Source organism: Serratia sp. CY56464, from assembly GCF_052168435.1.
Lineage (GTDB): Bacteria > Pseudomonadota > Gammaproteobacteria > Enterobacterales > Enterobacteriaceae > Serratia > Serratia marcescens.
On sequence record NZ_JBJNMV010000003.1, the window covers coordinates 104,673 to 118,873 of the forward strand.

General features: G+C 58.5%; 13 protein-coding genes. 6 read left to right on the forward strand and 7 right to left on the reverse strand.

The features are described from left to right. Positions 1-11: 11 nt before the first annotated feature. From ACJ8KE_RS16670 to acuI, 7 genes are all read right to left on the reverse strand, one after another. Positions 12-1,289: a cupin domain-containing protein gene (locus ACJ8KE_RS16670; RefSeq protein WP_228988441.1), complete on the reverse strand. Its 1,278-nt coding sequence runs from the start codon at positions 1,287-1,289 to the stop codon at positions 12-14. 208 nt (positions 1,290-1,497) lie between these two features. After that, positions 1,498-2,847: an acetyl-CoA carboxylase biotin carboxylase subunit gene (accC, locus tag ACJ8KE_RS16675; protein ID WP_004936886.1), complete on the reverse strand. Its 1,350-nt coding sequence runs from the start codon at positions 2,845-2,847 to the stop codon at positions 1,498-1,500. Positions 2,848-2,859: 12 nt separating this feature from the next. Further along, a complete protein-coding gene (gene accB / locus ACJ8KE_RS16680; protein WP_004936889.1) occupies positions 2,860-3,327 on the reverse strand; it encodes an acetyl-CoA carboxylase biotin carboxyl carrier protein in 468 nt (155 codons plus the stop codon). A 32-nt stretch (positions 3,328-3,359) separates the two neighbouring features. After that, a complete protein-coding gene (gene aroQ / locus ACJ8KE_RS16685; protein WP_004936891.1) occupies positions 3,360-3,812 on the reverse strand; it encodes a type II 3-dehydroquinate dehydratase in 453 nt (150 codons plus the stop codon). Between the two features lie 287 nt (positions 3,813-4,099). Further along, positions 4,100-4,699: a protein-methionine-sulfoxide reductase heme-binding subunit MsrQ gene (msrQ, locus tag ACJ8KE_RS16690; protein ID WP_016930241.1), complete on the reverse strand. Its 600-nt coding sequence runs from the start codon at positions 4,697-4,699 to the stop codon at positions 4,100-4,102. After that, positions 4,700-5,701 carry a protein-methionine-sulfoxide reductase catalytic subunit MsrP gene (gene msrP / locus ACJ8KE_RS16695; protein ID WP_115436559.1) on the reverse strand — a complete coding sequence of 334 codons (1,002 nt, stop codon included), beginning with the start codon at positions 5,699-5,701 and terminating at the stop codon, positions 4,700-4,702. Positions 5,702-5,861: 160 nt separating this feature from the next. After that, positions 5,862-6,839: an acrylyl-CoA reductase (NADPH) gene (gene acuI / locus ACJ8KE_RS16700; RefSeq protein WP_115436558.1), complete on the reverse strand. Its 978-nt coding sequence runs from the start codon at positions 6,837-6,839 to the stop codon at positions 5,862-5,864. Positions 6,840-7,042: 203 nt separating this feature from the next. Between acuI and csrD the strand changes: the two genes are divergently transcribed. The 6 genes from csrD (at position 7,043) to rng (ending at position 14,141) form a co-directional block, all read left to right on the forward strand. Next, positions 7,043-8,977, forward strand: coding sequence for an RNase E specificity factor CsrD (csrD, locus tag ACJ8KE_RS16705; RefSeq protein ID WP_016930238.1), 1,935 nt, complete (start codon positions 7,043-7,045; stop codon positions 8,975-8,977). Positions 8,978-9,389: 412 nt separating this feature from the next. Beyond that, on the forward strand, positions 9,390-10,433 hold the full coding sequence (mreB, locus tag ACJ8KE_RS16710) for a rod shape-determining protein MreB (protein ID WP_003855260.1): 1,044 nt from the start codon (positions 9,390-9,392) through the stop codon (positions 10,431-10,433). Between the two features lie 94 nt (positions 10,434-10,527). Next, entirely contained in the window at positions 10,528-11,553 is a 1,026-nt protein-coding gene (mreC, locus tag ACJ8KE_RS16715) for a rod shape-determining protein MreC (protein ID WP_028127540.1), read from the forward strand. Further along, positions 11,550-12,038, forward strand: a complete 489-nt coding sequence (mreD, locus tag ACJ8KE_RS16720) for a rod shape-determining protein MreD (RefSeq protein WP_004936918.1) — start codon at positions 11,550-11,552, stop codon at positions 12,036-12,038. Before mreC ends, mreD begins: the two co-directional genes overlap by 4 nt. 10 nt (positions 12,039-12,048) lie before the next feature. Further along, on the forward strand, positions 12,049-12,633 hold the full coding sequence (locus ACJ8KE_RS16725; RefSeq protein WP_004936921.1) for a Maf family protein: 585 nt from the start codon (positions 12,049-12,051) through the stop codon (positions 12,631-12,633). A 38-nt stretch (positions 12,634-12,671) separates the two neighbouring features. Continuing rightward, positions 12,672-14,141, forward strand: coding sequence for a ribonuclease G (gene rng / locus ACJ8KE_RS16730; RefSeq protein WP_016930237.1), 1,470 nt, complete (start codon positions 12,672-12,674; stop codon positions 14,139-14,141). Positions 14,142-14,201: the final 60 nt, after the last annotated feature.

Genomic DNA, 14,201 nt, shown 5'->3' on the forward strand with positions numbered 1-14,201 from the left:
ACCTGCCCGGCTTATGCTTCGATCAGTTCGGCCAGTCTTGCATACTGCTTCTCAACCATACTCCACCCTTTATCGAGTACGGCTTTGACACGCTGGAATTGTTCTTCGGTCATCCCCTTGAAGAACGCTTTATCCACTTCCTGATGATCGCCATCGAATTCGGAGTGATCCTCGAAATGGTTCTGTTTGCTCGGATCGAACACGTGTTTGATGTTGTTATAGAAAACGAAAGCCGAACCTTCGATGACAAAGTGCACCAGGATAGCCTGTTCCAGATTATCCAGCGTGATCATCTGGTGGTTGAACCAGATGCACAGTGCTTCAAAGATCGCGTCTTCGCGAACTTGGAGGTTATCGCGGCTGTTGCGCAGCACTTCGTCATGGCCGAATTCTTCTTTCAGATGCTCACTGAAGAAACGTGAGAAGCGAACGTCTTCACACAGTGCGCTACGCAGCAGCACCATTTTTTGGAACTGATCGGACAGGATCTGCAGGTAGTCCAGGAACAAGGATTTTTTCGCCTCGGAGAACGTTTTATCCTTGGCGAATGCGGTAAAGATCTTGTTGTCCTGGTAGCGCTCGATGTAGCGGGCGTTATGCGCTTTAAGCTGATGGTAGTAAGCGTAGGGATCTTGATCGAAAGTCACCAGCGGCTTGCTTGGATCTTCATAGAGCCCGCGCTCCTCAAACTGGATTGACAGCCCCCAGTAGCCGTTGTCGCCCGCGCCGATGAAGCCGTGATCCGCGCCTGGCGGAATGCAGATGACATCGCCTGGAACGGCCCGGCGGTCAACGCCGTCTCCCAGCAGGATCGCTTCCCCTTCACAAATGATATACAGCGAAGATATTGGATGAACATGCACATCCAGCTTTTCGTTTTTCGCCAGACGCACCCAGCTTACTGCCAGGCGTGCCTGTTCGGGAATAAAGCGGTTCATTTCCTCATTGGCGCGGAAATTCTTCACTTCGCCCAAAAGCTTCTCAATCCCGTTTTCCTTAATGCTTTTTATGGTTTCCATGTCAGCACGGTGGTACTGGGAAAACACGGGCTTACGGTCGTATTCAGTTACATGGCTCATTAAGACATACTCATCTAAGTCAATAAAAAGGATAAATAAAAAGAGAAAAAGAGCGCGCTGCATTCGATCGACGGCGACAATAGCACGGGCTATCACCGAGCGGATGTGATCGGGGTCAAGCTTTGTAATTAATACGTTAATTTTGTTAAAGCTTATGGCGTGTAAAAATGCGAGGAGTTGAGTTTTTTTCTTGCTAATATTTATTTTCAAGCTATGGGTTAAATATTTTTTGTTTAAAAATAATGTGTTATGTTTTTTGTGGCGATGTAGGGGAGGGGCTCGATAAATGTGAAGAGAAAGTTATCTGTGAAGATTTGATTCTATTTTGCGCGATTGAATGAAAAAATCAGGCGGGCGTGAGAAAAGAAAAAGGCCGGTGATTAACCGGCCTTTCGTCAGACGATGCTGCGTGGCTGCCTTAGGTTTCCTGCAGACCCAGCTTCTTCTCCAGATAGTGGATGTTGGTGCCACCGTGCTGGAAGTTTTCGTCGTTCATGATCTTCTGCTGCAGCTCAACGTTGGTTTTGATGCCGTCGATGATCAGTTCAGCCAGGGCGTTTTTCATGCGGGCGATCGCCACGTCACGGTTTTCGCCGAAGGTGATCAGTTTGCCGATCATGGAGTCATAGTACGGCGGTACGGTATAACCGGCGTAGATATGAGATTCCCAACGCACGCCGAAACCGCCTGGCGCGTGGAAGCGGGTGATCTTGCCCGGGCTCGGCAGGAAGGTGTTCGGATCTTCGGCGTTGATGCGGCATTCTACCGCGTGGCCGTGGATCTTCACTTCTTCCTGTTTGATCGACAGCGGCTGACCGGCAGCGATGCGCAGCTGCTCTTTGATCAGATCCACGCCGGTGATCATTTCGGTAACCGGGTGCTCTACCTGAATACGGGTGTTCATTTCGATGAAATAGAACTCGCCGTTTTCATACAGGAACTCGAAGGTGCCCGCACCGCGGTAGCCGATTTCCACGCAGGCTTTCGAGCAGCGCTCGCCGATGTAGCGGCGCATTTCGCTGGTGATGCCCGGTGCCGGCGCTTCTTCGACCACTTTCTGGTGGCGGCGCTGCATGGAGCAGTCGCGCTCGGCCAGATAGATGGCGTTGCCCTGGCCGTCGGCCAATACCTGAATCTCGATGTGACGCGGATTCTCCAGGTATTTTTCCATGTACACCATGTCGTTGTTGAAAGCCGCTTTGGCTTCCGCTTTCGTCATGTTGATGGACTGCTCAAGGTCTTTGTCGCTGCGCACCACGCGCATGCCGCGACCGCCGCCGCCGCCGGAGGCCTTGATGATCACCGGATAACCGATGCGCTTGGCGAAGGCACGGTTTTTATCCATGTCGTCGGTCAGCGGGCCGTCGGAGCCCGGCACGCATGGCACGCCGGCTTTTTTCATGGCGTTGATCGCGGAAACCTTGTCGCCCATCAGGCGGATGGTTTCGGCTTTTGGGCCGATGAAGATGAAACCGGAGCGTTCAACCTGCTCGGCGAAGTCGGCGTTCTCGGACAGGAAGCCGTAGCCAGGGTGGATCGCCACCGCGCCGGTGATTTCCGCCGCCGAGATGATGGCCGGGATGTTCAGGTAGCTTTTTACCGATGGCGCAGGACCGATGCAGACGGTCTCGTCGGCCAGCAGCACGTGTTTCAGATCGCGGTCGGCCGCGGAGTGAACCGCAACGGTCTTGATGCCCAGTTCTTTACAGGCACGCAGGATGCGAAGCGCGATCTCGCCTCGGTTGGCGATAACAATTTTATCAAGCATGGGGGCGCCTCGTTATTCGATGACGACCAGCGGCTCGTCATATTCGACCGGCTGGCCGTTTTCCACCAGGATGGCTTTCACGACGCCGGACTTGTCCGCTTCGATCTGGTTCATCATTTTCATGGCTTCAACGATGCACAGGGTATCGCCGGCGTTCACTTTCTGGCCCACTTCCACGAAGGCTTTCGCGTCCGGGCTTGGGGTGCGGTAGAAGGTGCCTACCATTGGGGAACGAACGACGTGGCCACTCACGGCCGCCGGTGCTGCAGGGGTTTCTGCCGCAGGCGCGGTGGCAACGGCGGTAGCCAGGGCTGGCTGCTGCTGTGCCGGCATCGCGTAAGCCTGCTGCATGACGGGATAAGCCTGCGCCGGTGCGGCACGGCTGATGCGAACCGATTCTTCGCCTTCAGAGATTTCCAGTTCAGAAATGCCTGATTCTTCAACCAGTTCGATCAGTTTCTTGATTTTACGAATATCCATGAGTGTGATTCCGTACTCTTTTTGTGGAGCAATTAGTGGGTTTTCGACAGACGGTTAACCGCTGCCTGTAAAGCGAAAGCGTAGCCATCCGCGCCGAGGCCGCAAATCACGCCTACCGCTACGTCTGAGAGATAAGAGTGATGGCGGAAAGGTTCGCGGGCGTGCACGTTGGACAGGTGGATCTCGATGAACGGGATCTGCACCGCCAGCAACGCATCGCGCAACGCCACGCTGGTGTGCGTGAACGCCGCCGGGTTTATCAGAATGAAATCGGTGTTGCCGCGCGCCTGATGGATGCGATCGATCAGCTGATGCTCGGCGTTGGACTGCAGATGGCTCAGGGTAATATCCAATGCGGATGCCTGGTTTTCCAATCCGTTAACAATCTCTGTCAGCGTCGTGCTGCCGTACTTCTCCGGCTCACGCGTCCCCAGCAGATTGAGATTGGGGCCGTTCAGAAGCAAAATGTGAAACTTATCCGCCATTGTGCTGGTATCTCCGGCAATAAAACCATCATCGTAGAAAATAACCCGATGTTACCGATTTGTCACCTGTTAAGGGGCAAATTCACCCTGAGAACAGAAACAAGGTCGGGCATTATAACGATATCGTAGCAATTCGCAGCTAAATACTGGTCTTATCAGCGAAGATATTCAACCCCAAATCGACCAACTCGGGGGGCCGCGACGGGAATATGAGCGCTGGAACACAGAAAAAGTTCCCGACGGCGGCGTGCGTTTTTCTACGGCGATAACGCGTATCGCCGTGCGATTCAGCGCCACCAGGCGCGGAATTTCTTGTAACGCAGGCCCAACAGCGCCACCGCCAAAAGCGCGTAAATGAACGGCTGGGGAGAAAAGGTTTTGACCGACCACAGGTAGTGGATGGGGGCGAGGATCGCCGCCAGATAGACGAAGTTGTGCAACGTTTGCCATTTGGCGCCCAGTTTGCGCATCGCCCACAGCGTCGACGTGGCCGCCAGCGCCAGCAGGATCAGCCAGGTGAGGATGCCGAGCGTCAGATAAGGGCGGTTCACCAGCTCGCTGCCCAGCAGGCCGAGATTGCTCAGCCCCAGCTCCAGCGTGGAGTAGCTTATCAGGTGCAGCGTGCCCCAGGCAAAGCACCACAGCCCCACCAGACGGCGACAGCGGATCAGCAGCGGCTGCCGGGCGTAGCGCGCCAGCGGGGCGATAGCCAGCGTGGCCAGCAGCAATTTCAGCGTCATCCTGCCGGTAAAATGCTGGATGTCCTTGGACGGATCGGCGCTGAACCAGCCTTGATCCACTGCCAGCACCAGCCAGAGAAAGGGCAAAAACGCCGCCAGATGCAGGGCGGCTTTCAGCCATTTGATATGAACAGGCGTCAGGCGCACTTAGAAATTCTCCCGCAGATCCATGCCGTGATACAGCGACGCTACCTGGTCGGCATAACCGTTGAACAGCAGCGTCGGTTGGCGTTTGACGTCGAGAATGCCGCCGGAGCCGATAAAACGCTCGGTGGCCTGCGACCAGCGCGGATGATCGACGTGCGGATTCACGTTGGCGTAAAAACCGTACTCGTTCGGCGCGGATTGGTTCCAGGTGGTCGGCGGCTGATCGCGCACCAAACGCATATGCACGATCGATTTGATGCCTTTGAAGCCGTATTTCCACGGCGTGATCAGCCGCAGCGGCGCGCCGTTTTGCGGCGGCAGGGTTTTGCCGTATACGCCGACGGTCAGCAGCGCCAGCGGATGCATCGCCTCGTCCAGCCGCAGCCCTTCGACGTAGGGATATTTCAGGCCGCCGCCGATAAAGCGATCTTTCTGGCCGGGCATCTGCTCCGGATCGTACAGCGTCTGGAAGGCCACGTAGCGCGCGTTGCTGTTCGGTTCGGCCAGCTTGATCAGCTTGCCCAGTTCGAAACCGATCCACGGCACCACCATCGACCAGGCCTCGACGCAGCGCATGCGGTAAATGCGCTGTTCCAGCGGGAAACGCTTCATCAGATCGTCGATATCCAGCGTGATCGGTTTCGCCACTTCACCATCGATGCGCACTTTCCAGCCTTCGGTCTTTAGCCCGCCGGCGTTGGCGGCCGGATCGGCTTTGTCGAGGCCGAACTCATAGAAGTTGTTGTAGCCGGTCACCTTGTCTTCCGGCGTCATCGCCAGCTGCGCCTGCCAGGCGGCCGGTTTGCTGAATGCCAGCGCTTTGCCCGGCGGCGCCTTGGGGCGATCGTTGCCCTTGAACCACGACAGCAGGTCCGCCTGCGCGCCGGTAGGCAGCGCCAGCGTAGCGGCGGTGATGCCGAGCGCCTGCAGCACCTTGCGCCGCTGGTGGAACACGCTCTCCGGCGTGACGTCGGCCTCGGTTAATTTCGGGTGTTTGTTCATGCTTATGTTCTCCGCGACTGATGCCCGCCGTCCGCGAGCGGCTGACGGGTCTTCATGAAATAAGCATGGCGCTAAAGCCGGCCGGAAGCGAGGGGGCGCGGGAAAATATGAAATTTCGCAGAAGCGGGAGAACTCCCCCCCGTTGTCGGGGGGGAGAAGGTCAGCGGATTTTCACCAGGGTGCGGCCGGTGATTTGGTTGTTCAGCAGCGCGGCGGCGGTGGCCGGCGCCTCTTCGAGGGGGATTTCATGCGTGGCCTGCTGATAGAAGCTGTCCGGCAAAATGCCGGCCAGCCGTTCCCAGGCGGTTTGGCGGCGGTGCAGCGGCGTATGCACCGAATCCACGCCCTGCAGGCGCACGTTGCGCAGAATGAACGGCATCACGGTGGTCGGCAGCTGATAACCGCCCGCCAGGCCGCAGGCGGCGACGGTGCCGTTATAGTTCATCTGCGCCAGCACCCGCGCCAGCAGTTTGTCGCCGACGGTGTCCACTGCGCCGGCCCACAGTTGTTTCTCCAGCGGACGCGGCGTTTCGATATAGCCATCGCGCGACATCACCTCTTTGGCGCCGAGCGCTTTCAGGTACTCGGTATTGCTGTCGCGGCCGCTGATGGCGGTCACCCGGTAACCCAGCGCCGCCAGCAGGGCGATGGCGGTGCTGCCCACGCCGCCGCTGGCGCCGGTGACCAGGATATCGCCGTCGTCCGGGTGCACGCCGCCTTCCTCCAGCGCCATCACGCACAGCATGGCGGTAAAGCCGGCGGTGCCGATGATCATCGCCTTGCGCTCATCCAGCCCGTTCGGCAGCGGCACCAGCCACTCACCGGAGACGCGCGCCTGCTCGGCCAGGCCGCCCCAGTGGTGTTCGCCCACGCCCCAGCCGGTGAGCACCACGCTTTGCCCCTCTTTGAAGCGATCGTCGCGGCTGTGGCGCACGGTGCCGGCGAAATCGATGCCCGGCACCATCGGGAAGTTGCGCACGATCTTGCCTTTGCCGGTGATCGCCAGCGCATCCTTATAATTTAGGCTGGACCAGTTGATGTCGACGGTGACATCGCCTTCCGGCAACCGATCGCTGCCGATATCTTTGATATGAGCCAGAGTTTGGTCGTCTTGTTGTTCCAATAACAGTGCACGCATGTCACTCTTCCTCTCGTTTACACTTTTCTATCAATGGCTGAATCACATTTATTTGACTATATGCATAATAAGCGGCCCAAGTCCTGATAAAGGACAAAAACGGCGCTTGCAGGTTTTATTCCTCGGCAAGGCTTGTTAGGGTTGGACGGCTCCTTTTAGCTAAAGGGGCACACTCACTTAACCATAGCGGACAAGGCACAGGGATGCGATTTACCACCAAACTCTCTGCATTGATCACTCTGTTGGTCGCGCTGGCGATGTTTTTGATGCTGATGGGATGCTCATACAGCTTCTTTTACGTTACCCAGGATCGCCAGGAGCGCCGCTTTGATTCGCTGGCCACCTCTCTCGATCAAGCCATGTTGCATGAATCGCCGCGCGATCAGGAGAAGTGGTTGCCGATTGTCATGCGCCCGCTCGGCATTGTGTCGATCCGCGTAGAGGCCGGGACCAGCCAACTGCTCGACTATAAATTGCCGACGCTGAAAAAAGAGCCCTGGGATGCGCTGAACGGCTATCGTCAGGTCTCGCGAACTCTGTTGCAGCACCCGGGCAGTACGCTGCACATCACCTACCTCGATCCCTTCGCCAGCGACGTGCGCACGCTGCAATCCACCGCCGCCGTCACGCTGTCGATCGTCGTCATGGTGGTGATTTTGCTGTTCAGCCTGCGCTGGCTGCGTGAGCAGGCCGACGGCGAAGATCGTCTGGAACGCCGCGCGCGGCGCATTCTGAACGGCGAGCGTGAAAACGTCATGCAGGGCGACGTGCGTGAGTGGCCGGCCAACGTCAGCGGCGCGCTCGACCGCCTGCTGGCCGATCTGGCGGAAGCGCGGGAAGAGCGCAGCCGGGTCGATACGCTGATCCGCGCCTTCGCCGCGCAGGACGCCAAAACCGGGCTGAATAATCGCCTGTTCTTCGATAACCAATTGACCACTCAGCTGGAAGATGAAGGCTCGCACGGCATCGTGATGATGGTGCGACTGCCCGATTTCGAGACCCTGCGCGAGACGCACGGCAGCGTGGCGGTGCAAGAGCTGATGTATTCGCTGGTCAACCTGCTGTCTACCTTCGTGATGCGCTACCCGTCGGCGCTGCTGGCGCGCTACTTCCACAGCGATTTTACCGTGCTGTTGCCGCATCGAACCCTGAAGGAAGCCGACGGCATCGCTTCACAGCTGGTCAACGCCATCGATGCCTTGCCTTCCACGGCGCTGATCGATCGCGAGGCCTTCCTGCACATCGGCATCGTGGCGTACCGCAGCGGTCAAACCACCGAGCAGGTGATCGACTATGCGGAGCAGGCGACGCGCCACGCTACGCTGCAGGGCGAAAACGGGTGGTATGTGTACGACAGCCAGGTGCCGGAAAAGGGGCGCGGCAGCGTCAAGTGGCGCACGCTGCTGGAACAGGTGCTGGCGCGCGGTGGCCCGCGGCTGTATCAGAAACCGGCGGTGACCGTGGAAGGCGAGGTGCACCATCGTGAGATCATGAGCCGGATCTATGACGGCACCCAGGAATTGCTGCCGGCGGAATATATGCCGCTGGTGCAGCAGCTCGGCTTGGCGGAGAGTTACGATCGCCAACAGGTGAGCCGCATCATTCCCTTGTTGGCGCAGTGGCCCGAGGAAACGCTGGCGTTTCCGCTGTGCGTGGACTCGATTTTACAGCGCTCTTTCCAGCGCTGGCTGCGCGATACGCTGTTGCAATGCGAAAAAAGCCAACGTCGGCGAATTCTGATTGAACTTGCGGAGGCAGATGTGTGTCAACATATCGACCGTTTGCGTCCGGTGCTGAGGCTGCTGTCAGGGCTGGGCTGCCGTCTCGCGGTGTCCAAAGCGGGTTTAACCGTGGTCAGTACGTCCTATATCAAGTCGCTGCAGGTGGAGATCGTCAAGCTCCACCCGGGGCTGGTGCGGAGCATCGATAAGCGGGACGAAAACCAGCTGTTCGTGCAGAGCCTGACCGGCGCCTGCGCGGGCACGCGCGCTCAGGTGTTCGCCGCCGGCGTACGCACGCGCAACGAATGGCAGACGCTGAAAGAGCGTGGGATCCATGGCGGGCAGGGCGACTTTTTCGCATCGCCGGAACCTATCGACGTGGGGCGTAAAAAATATTCACGTCGTTATCGCGTTTAAGCTGATTGACGGACAAAAATTGACGTAGAATGAGGGCCGGATCCATCTGGGCCTCGTTACCGTCTTTTTGGAGTTTTTTCCAAACTGCCTGCGACAACAACGCCTATTTGAGATAGGCTCTTGTCAGCTTTTATCTGGTTGGCGTTGGTAGGTGCTTACCATCGGCGGCAATCAGGGAATATGTTAGATTTTATGAGCTGTGTTACGCCGTTTCGTGCGTTGACAGGGTGGTAAACTGAGCCTTTGTTCAGGGAATTCAGGCCTCATCCAATTTCCGTGCATTCGAGCAGAAACAATACAGACTATTTTTCACCGAAGTAGAACGTTTTTGCGCCTTGTCGCTGCTTCGTGTGGTTGGTAAAGTAGGCGGATTTTATTTTCCGCCCCCAGCTTGCAGGATTATCCTTTCGTTATGTTTAAGAAATTTCGTGGCATGTTTTCCAACGACTTGTCCATCGACTTGGGTACCGCCAATACCCTGATTTATGTTAAAGGGCAAGGCATCGTACTGAATGAACCTTCGGTGGTTGCCATTCGTCAGGATCGTGCCGGCTCCCCAAAGAGCGTTGCGGCCGTCGGTCATGACGCCAAACAGATGCTGGGCCGCACCCCCGGCAACATCGCGGCTATTCGCCCGATGAAAGACGGCGTGATCGCCGACTTCTTCGTGACCGAAAAAATGCTGCAGCACTTTATCAAACAGGTTCACAGCAACAGCTTCATGCGCCCAAGCCCGCGCGTGCTGGTCTGTGTGCCGGTCGGCGCGACCCAGGTTGAACGCCGCGCGATCCGCGAATCCGCCCAAGGGGCCGGCGCGCGCGAAGTGTTTCTGATTGAAGAGCCGATGGCGGCGGCGATCGGCGCAGGTCTGCCGGTCTCCGAAGCGACAGGCTCCATGGTGGTGGATATCGGTGGCGGTACCACTGAAGTGGCGGTGATCTCGCTGAACGGCGTGGTGTACTCCTCTTCCGTGCGCATCGGCGGCGACCGCTTCGATGAAGCCATCATCAATTATGTGCGCCGCAACTACGGCTCGCTGATCGGCGAAGCCACCGCCGAGCGCATCAAGCACGAAATCGGTTCTGCCTATCCAGGCGACGAAGTGCGCGAAATCGAAGTCCGCGGCCGTAACCTGGCCGAAGGCGTACCGCGCGGCTTTACCCTGAACTCCAATGAAATCCTCGAAGCCCTGCAAGAGCCGCTGACCGGCATCGTCAGCGCGGTGATGGTGGCGCTGGAGCAGTGCCCGCCAGAATTGGCCTCCGACATTTCCGAACGCGGCATGGTATTGACCGGCGGCGGCGCGCTGCTGCGCAACCTCGATCGCCTGCTGATGGAAGAAACCGGCATCCCGGTCGTAGTGGCGGAAGATCCGCTGACCTGCGTGGCGCGCGGCGGCGGCAAGGCGTTGGAAATGATCGACATGCACGGCGGCGATTTGTTCAGCGAAGAATAGTCAGCCCCTGGAAGGAGGAATCGTATCGGATGAATGCGCACAGCGAGAATCGGGTACGGTTCCTCTTTCTGTTGTCGAGGAACTCGCATAATTTATGAAGCCGATTTTTAGCAGGGGGCCTTCCCTGCAACTGCGACTTTTTTTGGCGGTGATTGCGGCCATTGGCCTGATCGTTGCCGACAGCCGGCTCGGCACGTTCGTGAAGATACGCAACTACATGGACACCGCAGTCAGCCCTTTCTATTTTCTGGCCAACGGGCCACGTAAAGTTTTGGACAGCGTGTCAGAGACGCTGGCCACCCGCCAACAGCTGGAGCTGGAAAACCGCGCTCTGCGGCAGGAACTGCTGCTGAAAAACAGCGATATTCTTCTTCTTGGCCAATTCAAGCAGGAAAACGCCCGCTTGCGCGAGCTGCTGGGTTCTCCGCTGCGTCAGGACGAACACAAGATGGTCACCCAGGTGATCTCCACCGGTTCCGATCCGTATAGCGATCAGGTGGTGATCGACAAAGGGTCGGACAACGGCGTCTATGAAGGCCAGCCGGTCATCAGCGACAAGGGCGTGGTCGGTCAGGTGGTGGCGGTGGCGAAAGTCACCAGCCGCGTGCTGCTGATCTGCGACGCCTCGCATGCGCTGCCGATCCAGGTGCTGCGCAACGATATTCGGGTGATCGCCGCAGGCAGCGGCTGCGCCGACGATCTGCAACTGGAGCATCTGCCGAACAACACCGATATCCGCGTTGGCGACGTGCTGGTCACCTCCGGTCTCGGCGGCCGCTTCCCGGAAGGCTATCCGGTGGCGGTGGTCTCCTCGGTCAAGGTCGACAACCAGCGCGCTTACACTGTGATTCAGGCGCGGCCGACCGCCGGTCTGCAGCGCTTGCGTTACCTGTTGCTGCTGTGGGGCGCCGATCGCAACGGCGACATGCCGCTGCCGCCGGACGAAGTGCACCGCGTGGCCAATGAACGCCTGATGCAGATGATGCCGCAGGTGCTGCCGCCTGCCGGTTCCGTCGGGCCGCAACTGCCGGCTCCGGCCACCGGGGTGGCGCCGCAAACCACGGCTCCGGCCTCTGCTCAGCCTCAGGTTCAGCCCGCGGCGGCGGGGGTGGTGCAATGAACAGCTACCGCAGCCACGGGCGCTGGATAATCTGGCTGTCGTTCCTGGTGGCGTTGGTGCTGCAAATCATGCCGTGGCCGGAACAGATCTACATGTTCCGGCCTTCCTGGCTGGTGTTGATCCTGATCTACTGGGTGATGGCCTTGCCGCACCGGGTCAACGTCGGCACCGGCTTCGTGCTGGGGCTGATCATGGATCTGATCCTCGGTTCCACGCTGGGCGTGCGCGCGCTGGCGCTGGGCATCATCGCCTATCTGGTGGCATTCAAATTCCAACTGTTCCGCAATATGGCGCTGTGGCAACAGGCGCTGATCGTCGTGCTGCTGTCGCTGTCGATGGATGTGGTGGTGTTCTGGGCTGAGTTTTTAGTGATCAACGTCTCTTTCCGCCCAGAGGTGTTCTGGAGTAGTGTGGTAAACGGCATTTTGTGGCCGTGGTTATTCCTGTTGATGCGCAAAATCCGCCGTCAGTTCGCCGTACAGTAAGGGTATATCAATGACTTCGCTTTATCTGGCCTCCGGCTCCCCACGTCGACGTGAACTGCTGACCCTGCTGGGCGTGTCGTTCGACATTCTGCTGACGCATACCGAAGAGCAGCGCCGGGAAGGCGAAGCCGCGGAGGCCTATGTGCGCCGCCTGGCGCAGGACAAGGCCAAAGCGGGCGTGGCGCTGGCGCAGGAAGATCGGCCGGTGCTGGGCGCCGACACCATCGTGGTGCTCAACGGCCGGGTGCTGGAGAAGCCGCGCGACGAAGCCCATGCGGCGGACATGCTGGCGGCCCTGTCCGGCAAGCAGCATCAGGTGATGACGGCAGTGGCGATCGCCGATCGCCACGACGTGCGTTGCCAACTGGTGGTGACCGACGTGACGTTCCGCAGCCTGTCACAACAGGATATCCGCGACTATATTGCTACGGGCGAACCGATGGATAAGGCGGGCGCCTATGGAATTCAAGGAAAGGGTGGTTGTTTCGTCAGAACGATAACCGGGAGTTATCACGCAGTGGTTGGTCTGCCGCTGGTCGAAACACATGAGCTGCTCAGTAATTTTGTCGCATTACGTGATGTAAGAACCGGTTGATGGGCGCTGCCATTATCGACCGGCTCTGAGGAGAAGGCATGACAGCTGAGCTACTGGTTAATATCACACCGTCTGAAACGCGGGTCGCCTATATCGATGGCGGCATTTTGCAAGAGATCCATATCGAACGCGAATCCAAACGCGGCATCGTCGGCAATATTTATAAAGGGCGCGTCAGCCGCGTCCTGCCGGGCATGCAGGCGGCGTTCGTCGACATCGGCCTGGACAAGGCCGCCTTCCTGCACGCCTCCGACATCATGCCGCATACCGAATGCGTCGCCGGCGACGAGCGGAAAAACTTCCACGTGCGCGACATCGCCGAGCTGGTGCGCCAGGGGCAAGACCTGATGGTGCAGGTGGTGAAAGATCCGCTTGGCACCAAGGGCGCGCGTCTGACCACCGATATCACGCTGCCTTCGCGTTATCTGGTCTTCATGCCGGGCGCGGCGCACGTCGGCGTGTCGCAGCGCATCGAAAGCGAAGCCGAGCGCGAGCGCCTGAAGGCGATCGTGGCGCCGCACTGCGACGAGCTGGGCGGTTTTATCATCCGCACTGCGGCGGAAGGCATCGGCGAGGAAGAGCTGGCGCAGGACGCCGCATTCCTCAAACGCCTGTGGACCAAGGTGATGGAGCGCAAGAAGCGCAACCAGACCAAATACAAGCTGTACGGCGAGCTGGCGTTGGCGCAGCGCATTTTGCGCGATTTCGCCGGCGCGGCGCTGGATCGCATTCGCGTCGATTCGCGGCTGACGCACGATCTGCTGGTGGAGTTCACCGGCGAGTACATTCCGGACATCACCAACAAGCTCGAGCTCTATACCGGCAGCCAGCCGATTTTCGATCTGTACGATGTGGAAAACGAGATCCAGCGCGCGCTGGAGCGCAAGGTGGAGCTGAAGTCCGGCGGCTATCTGATCATCGATCAGACCGAGGCGATGACCACGGTTGACATCAACACCGGCGCCTTCGTCGGCCACCGCAACCTCGACGAAACCATTTTCAATACCAACATCGAGGCGACGCAGGCCATCGCGCGCCAGCTGCGGCTGCGCAACCTGGGCGGCATCATCATCATCGACTTTATCGATATGAACAACGAAGAGCATCGCCGCCGGGTGCTGCACTCGCTGGAGCAGGCGTTGAGTAAAGATCGGGTAAAAACCACGATCAACGGCTTCTCTCAGCTAGGCTTAGTTGAAATGACGCGTAAACGCACGCGTGAAAGCATTGAACATGTGCTCTGTCACGATTGTCCTACTTGCAATGGGCGCGGCACCGTGAAAACGGTGGAAACCGTGTGCTACGAGATCCTGCGCGAGATTGTGCGCGTGCACCATGCTTACGATTCCGATCGCTTCCTGGTGTACGCCTCCGCGGCGGTCGGCGAAGCGCTGAAGAGCGAAGAGTCGCATGCGCTGGCCGAAGTGGAGATCTTCGTCGGCAAACAGGTGAAGGTGCAGATCGAACCGTTGTACAGCCAGGAGCAGTTCGACGTCGTCATGATGTAGCCCGCCCGACATCGGTAGGGGCCCGGCCGCCGGGCCCGTCAGTGCATAGATATTCCCGTT

Excerpts from the sequence above, each read along its gene's own strand:
- aroQ (WP_004936891.1), bottom strand. The coding sequence starts at position 3,812 with ATGGCGGATAAGTTTCACATTTTGCTTCTGAACGGCCCCAATCTCAAT.
- mreB (WP_003855260.1), top strand. The coding sequence starts at position 9,390 with ATGTTTAAGAAATTTCGTGGCATGTTTTCCAACGACTTGTCCATCGAC.
- msrP (WP_115436559.1), bottom strand. The coding sequence starts at position 5,701 with ATGAACAAACACCCGAAATTAACCGAGGCCGACGTCACGCCGGAGAGC.
- ACJ8KE_RS16725 (WP_004936921.1), top strand. The coding sequence starts at position 12,049 with ATGACTTCGCTTTATCTGGCCTCCGGCTCCCCACGTCGACGTGAACTG.
- csrD (WP_016930238.1), top strand. The coding sequence starts at position 7,043 with ATGCGATTTACCACCAAACTCTCTGCATTGATCACTCTGTTGGTCGCG.
- accB (WP_004936889.1), bottom strand. The coding sequence starts at position 3,327 with ATGGATATTCGTAAAATCAAGAAACTGATCGAACTGGTTGAAGAATCA.
- acuI (WP_115436558.1), bottom strand. The coding sequence starts at position 6,839 with ATGCGTGCACTGTTATTGGAACAACAAGACGACCAAACTCTGGCTCAT.
- mreC (WP_028127540.1), top strand. The coding sequence starts at position 10,528 with ATGAAGCCGATTTTTAGCAGGGGGCCTTCCCTGCAACTGCGACTTTTT.
- mreD (WP_004936918.1), top strand. The coding sequence starts at position 11,550 with ATGAACAGCTACCGCAGCCACGGGCGCTGGATAATCTGGCTGTCGTTC.
- rng (WP_016930237.1), top strand. The coding sequence starts at position 12,672 with ATGACAGCTGAGCTACTGGTTAATATCACACCGTCTGAAACGCGGGTC.
- accC (WP_004936886.1), bottom strand. The coding sequence starts at position 2,847 with ATGCTTGATAAAATTGTTATCGCCAACCGAGGCGAGATCGCGCTTCGC.